Genomic DNA, 4119 nt, shown 5'->3' on the forward strand with positions numbered 1-4119 from the left:
ATGGTCATGGATTTCGGCACGGGGGCCGTGCTCCACGAACAAGATGCCGATCGCCGCATTCCGCCCGCCTCCATCACCAAGATCATGACCATGTATCTGGTGTTCGAAGACCTTGAAGCCGGACGCCTGCGCCCTGGGGATCGGGTGAAAATCAGCGCCCGGGCCGCCGCAACCGGCGGATCGAGCATGCGCCTGAGGGCCGGAGAAACCGTCACCGTGCGGGAGCTCCTGGACGGGATGGCCGTGGCCTCGGGCAACGACGCCTGCATCGCCGTCGCCGAACATCTTGGCGGTGTGGAATCCTTTGTCGGCCGCATGAACCGCAAGGCCCGGGAACTGGGTATGTCCTCCACCACCTTTGAAAATCCCAACGGCCTGCCCTCTCCCGGACAGTTCACCACGGCCCGGGATATGATGAAGCTGGCCGCCTCCTATCTCAAACGCTTTCCCCAATCCCTGGAACACCATTCCAAGACCGCCATCCGGCATCGCAACAGCACACGCTACAACAGCAACAAGCTCTTGCAGAATTGCGACGGCGTGGACGGCATCAAGACCGGCTGGGTGGCCGCCTCGGGCTACAACATCGTAGCAACCTCCAAACGCGGCAACACCCGGATCATCGCCGTGGTTCTGGGCGGCAGAAGTTGGCAGGTACGCAACAGGGAGACCCAAAAAATTTTGGAGGCGAGCTTCTCTCACCCAGGACAAAAAACCTACCTGGCCGAAAAGGCCGAGCCCAGGCGCAGGGGCCGCGCCTCCTCGGCCCGCATTACCCTGGCCGATCCGCAGATCGGGACGGTCTTCTCGCCGTCCCCCCCGGCAGACGCCCCCAACACGGCGCTCGTGGCCTCAATCGACGAATCTCAGGCCACCATCGTGCCGGTCTCCGGGCCGCAGTTGCGGGCAAAGGCCACGCCGCCCATGCCCCGTCCGGCTGCCGCCGGGTCCGCCTCCCGGCAGACGCCCGCACCCTATGCCGCATACGCTCCCAAGCCCTTCCAGCCCGCGGCCGCCCCGGACTTCGCCCAACAGGCTCCACGGCGTTCGGCCATGGCCCCAGGCGCTCCCGCCGTCACAGCGGCCGTCGCGGAAAGCGGCGTGCCGGGCCATGGCGAATTGACCCTCCAGGAAAGCTCCTTCCAAACCGCCGACGAGGCCAAAACCCGGGCCAGAAAACTGGGAAAGATCGGGGTTCCGGCCCGGGTGGTCATCGCCAATTTGGGGGACAAGGGCGTCTGGTACCGGGTGATGATCGGTTCCTTCTCCTCCATGCAGGAGGCCAAGCGGTACAAGCAGCAGCTCACCACCCGCCACGACCTGGCCCATCTGATCATCCGCGAAGGCTGACCCTCCCGGCCGGATCACCCTTCGTCATCGTCATCGCGCATGGCGAACGCATCCTGTCCCGCGCCGCACCGGGGACAGACCCACTCCTGCGGCGCGGTGGCCAGATCCGTGCCCGGGGCCAGCCCGCCCTTGGGGTCGCCCCGCTTTGGGTCATACGTATAGCCGCATAAAAGACACATGTAGCGCATCATATCCTGCGGCCTCCTTTTACCGCAGGGGTTTTGTACCGCCACATCCGCCGGGCTTCAAGCCCCGCCCCCATGCCAAAGCAGTGATGTTTCCCGATCCGGCCGCCGGATCGGCCGTTTCGGAACGCGATTTGCTTATCCATCGCCATGGACCTGCGTCACCTTGTCATCCTGCTTTGCCTGCTTCTGGCCGTTTCCCCGGCATACGCCGAGGAAGAGCCCTCCCTGTACAAATCGCTCCAGGAAAAGGGCCGCGTTCCGGACAAATCCCAGCGCCGTCAGGCGCCCTCCTCCGGTTTTGTGGAGCACATGCGGGAAAAAGGCATCGAACCCATCCCCGACGCCACCCGCAAGGCCAAGATCACCGACCCGCAGGGCGCCACCCGGGGCACGGTCACGGAATCCGGGAAGGGTATGAAAATCACGGACGAAAAGGGCAAGCCAGCCGGACGCGTGCGAAGCGACGGCGCAGGGGACATGCGCCTGTCCGACCCGTCCGGGCAATTCACGGGACGCGTCAAGGCCGATGGGCGGGGCGGTTTTCGTACCTTTGACAGTCTGGGCAAACACACCAAGACTTTGACCCCGGACGGCAAGGGCGGATTTCGCGTCTATGACGCCTCCGGGAACTATCAAGGCCGGGTCAAGACCAAATAAGCCTTCATGGATGCCGCCACCATGACGCGACACGGCTTTTCACCGCGCAGCAGTCGTCCCACAGTGGCCTGCCAGGCCGGGACATCCGTATCATTGCGGTTCGACAGTGATGATACGATCTCAGCATGTACATTCGCCATCCGTTGCATACTGCATGCATATATTTATGCACTTTCGCTTGCAGCGGCATGGCGCTCATTTCCGTCCAGTAGCCGTCCTGCACATGCCACATCTCTTGGTCTCTGCAACGCGTCCCACTTCTTTACCAGCGTCACGGCGATCAAACACTCCGTCCCCGACCCCCACGAGGTCCTCAAAACCTTTCTCCCGGCCTGGACAAGAGGTGGCATGTCGTGTAGCCCATGCCGAGCATTTGCACAAAAAACAAGGCAGACATGAGGATACCAGGAAATATTCCACGGAAACGCCTTTCGGAGCACTCCGTTTTTCGGCGTTTTTTCTCCATGCCCCGGGTGGGGGTGGCCCTTTTCGCAGCCTGCGTGATCGGGGCCTTTTTCTTTGTCGTCTCCGCCATCCAGCAGGATCCCGAAGACGCCGCCTGTCCGCCCACTGACCGCTTCGCCAAAATCTCCCCGGACGGCCTTTTCGAGCCGGACGCCGCCTGCGGCCCCACCGAACAGGTCACCGAGGGCGTCATCGCCCCGGGCGACACCATGGCCGCCATCCTGGGCCGGTACATCAATCCGGCGGATATGAAACGCCTCTCAAAGGAAAGCCGCGAGTTCCGGTTGTCGCGCATCCAGGCCGGGCAAAGCTACCGCCTCACCACCCGGGACGGGGAATTCGTCTCCTTCGAATACGTCATAAGCCCTGTGGAACGGCTGGTCATCCGGGCCGAACGGGGCGAATACCTCATCGACATCGAGGCCGAACCGCAGCACTTCCAGGCCGAAGCCGCCTCGGGGACCATCGAGCAAAATCTCTTCGAGGCCGTGAAAAAAGCCGGGGAGGATGCCGATCTGGCCGTAAACCTGGCCGACATTTTCGCCTGGGACATCGACTTCTGCAAGGATCTGCGCCGGGGAGACACTTTCAAGGTTGTGGTGGAGAAGCGTTACGCCGGGGACGTTTTTCTGGGATACGGGCGCATCCTGGCGGCGGAATTCACCAACCAGGGCGAGACCTCACGGGCCTTCCACTTCGCGGAAAAATCCGGCAAGGGCGGCTACTTCGACGAGAAGGGGCAGGCCCTGCGCAAGGCGTTTTTACGCGCCCCGCTCTCCTTTCGCCGCATCTCGTCAGGATTCACCCACAGCCGCCTGCATCCCATCCTCAACGTGCGCAAACCGCATCTGGGCGTCGACTACGCCGCCCCGGCCGGGACGCCGGTGTGGAGCGTGGGAAACGGCGTGGTGGTGGAGAAGGGATACAACCACGCGGCCGGAAACTATGTGACCGTCAAGCACAACCAGACCTACACCACCCGCTATAACCACTTCAGCGGCTTCGCCAAGGGCGTCGCCAAGGGCAAGACCGTGCGCCAGGGCGACGTCATCGGCTATGTGGGGTCCACGGGCTACGCCACGGGGCCGCATCTGGATTTTCGGATGTATAAAAACGGGCAGGCCATCAACATCCTGGAGAATCCCAAGATCACGGCCGATCCGGTCCCGGCCGGGAAGATGGCGGCCTTTCGGGCCCGGGTGGAGCCGCTTTTGGCCATGATGCAGGGCGCGGCGAAACCCAAATCCGTGGCCCAGGCCAGGCCCGAACCGCGCCCGGACACCTTTGCCCCGCCCCGCGCCCCGGAACCGGTGGAGCTTTTCACGCTGCATCTGCCGCCCGAAGCGCCCACGGCGGCGATCCAGCCCCGGCCGTCAAACAAGGCGCTTCCTGCGGGGTGACGCGACTGGCCAAGCACACGCACAAGTCCAGTCCAACCTTCTCCCGCCCCGCTTACGCC

General features: G+C 63.5%; 4 protein-coding genes. 3 read left to right on the forward strand and 1 reads right to left on the reverse strand.

Going from position 1 to position 4119, the window contains the following annotated elements; translation table 11 throughout:
- Positions 1-1350, forward strand: a 1350-nt coding sequence (locus V3572_RS08105) for a serine hydrolase (protein ID WP_332110475.1), incomplete at its 5' end; no start/stop codon positions are given.
- Between the two features lie 14 nt (positions 1351-1364).
- On the opposite strand, the gene V3572_RS08110 is transcribed toward V3572_RS08105, so the two are convergent.
- Entirely contained in the window at positions 1365-1541 is a 177-nt protein-coding gene (locus tag V3572_RS08110) for a rubredoxin (protein ID WP_332110476.1), read from the reverse strand.
- Positions 1542-1685: 144 nt separating this feature from the next.
- Between V3572_RS08110 and V3572_RS08115 the strand changes: the two genes are divergently transcribed.
- Both V3572_RS08115 and V3572_RS08120 read left to right on the forward strand, forming a co-directional pair.
- Positions 1686-2195 (forward strand): hypothetical protein, encoded by a 510-nt coding sequence (locus tag V3572_RS08115; RefSeq protein WP_332110477.1) that lies wholly within the window; start codon positions 1686-1688, stop codon positions 2193-2195.
- A gap of 464 nt (positions 2196-2659) precedes the next feature.
- The gene (locus tag V3572_RS08120; protein ID WP_332110478.1) at positions 2660-4060 is read left to right on the forward strand and encodes a peptidoglycan DD-metalloendopeptidase family protein; all 1401 of its coding nucleotides are present in this window, start codon (positions 2660-2662) and stop codon (positions 4058-4060) included.
- Positions 4061-4119 lie beyond the last annotated feature (59 nt).

Origin of the sequence: Desulfolutivibrio sp. (genome assembly GCF_036584575.1) — a bacterium.
Lineage (GTDB): Bacteria > Desulfobacterota > Desulfovibrionia > Desulfovibrionales > Desulfovibrionaceae > Desulfolutivibrio.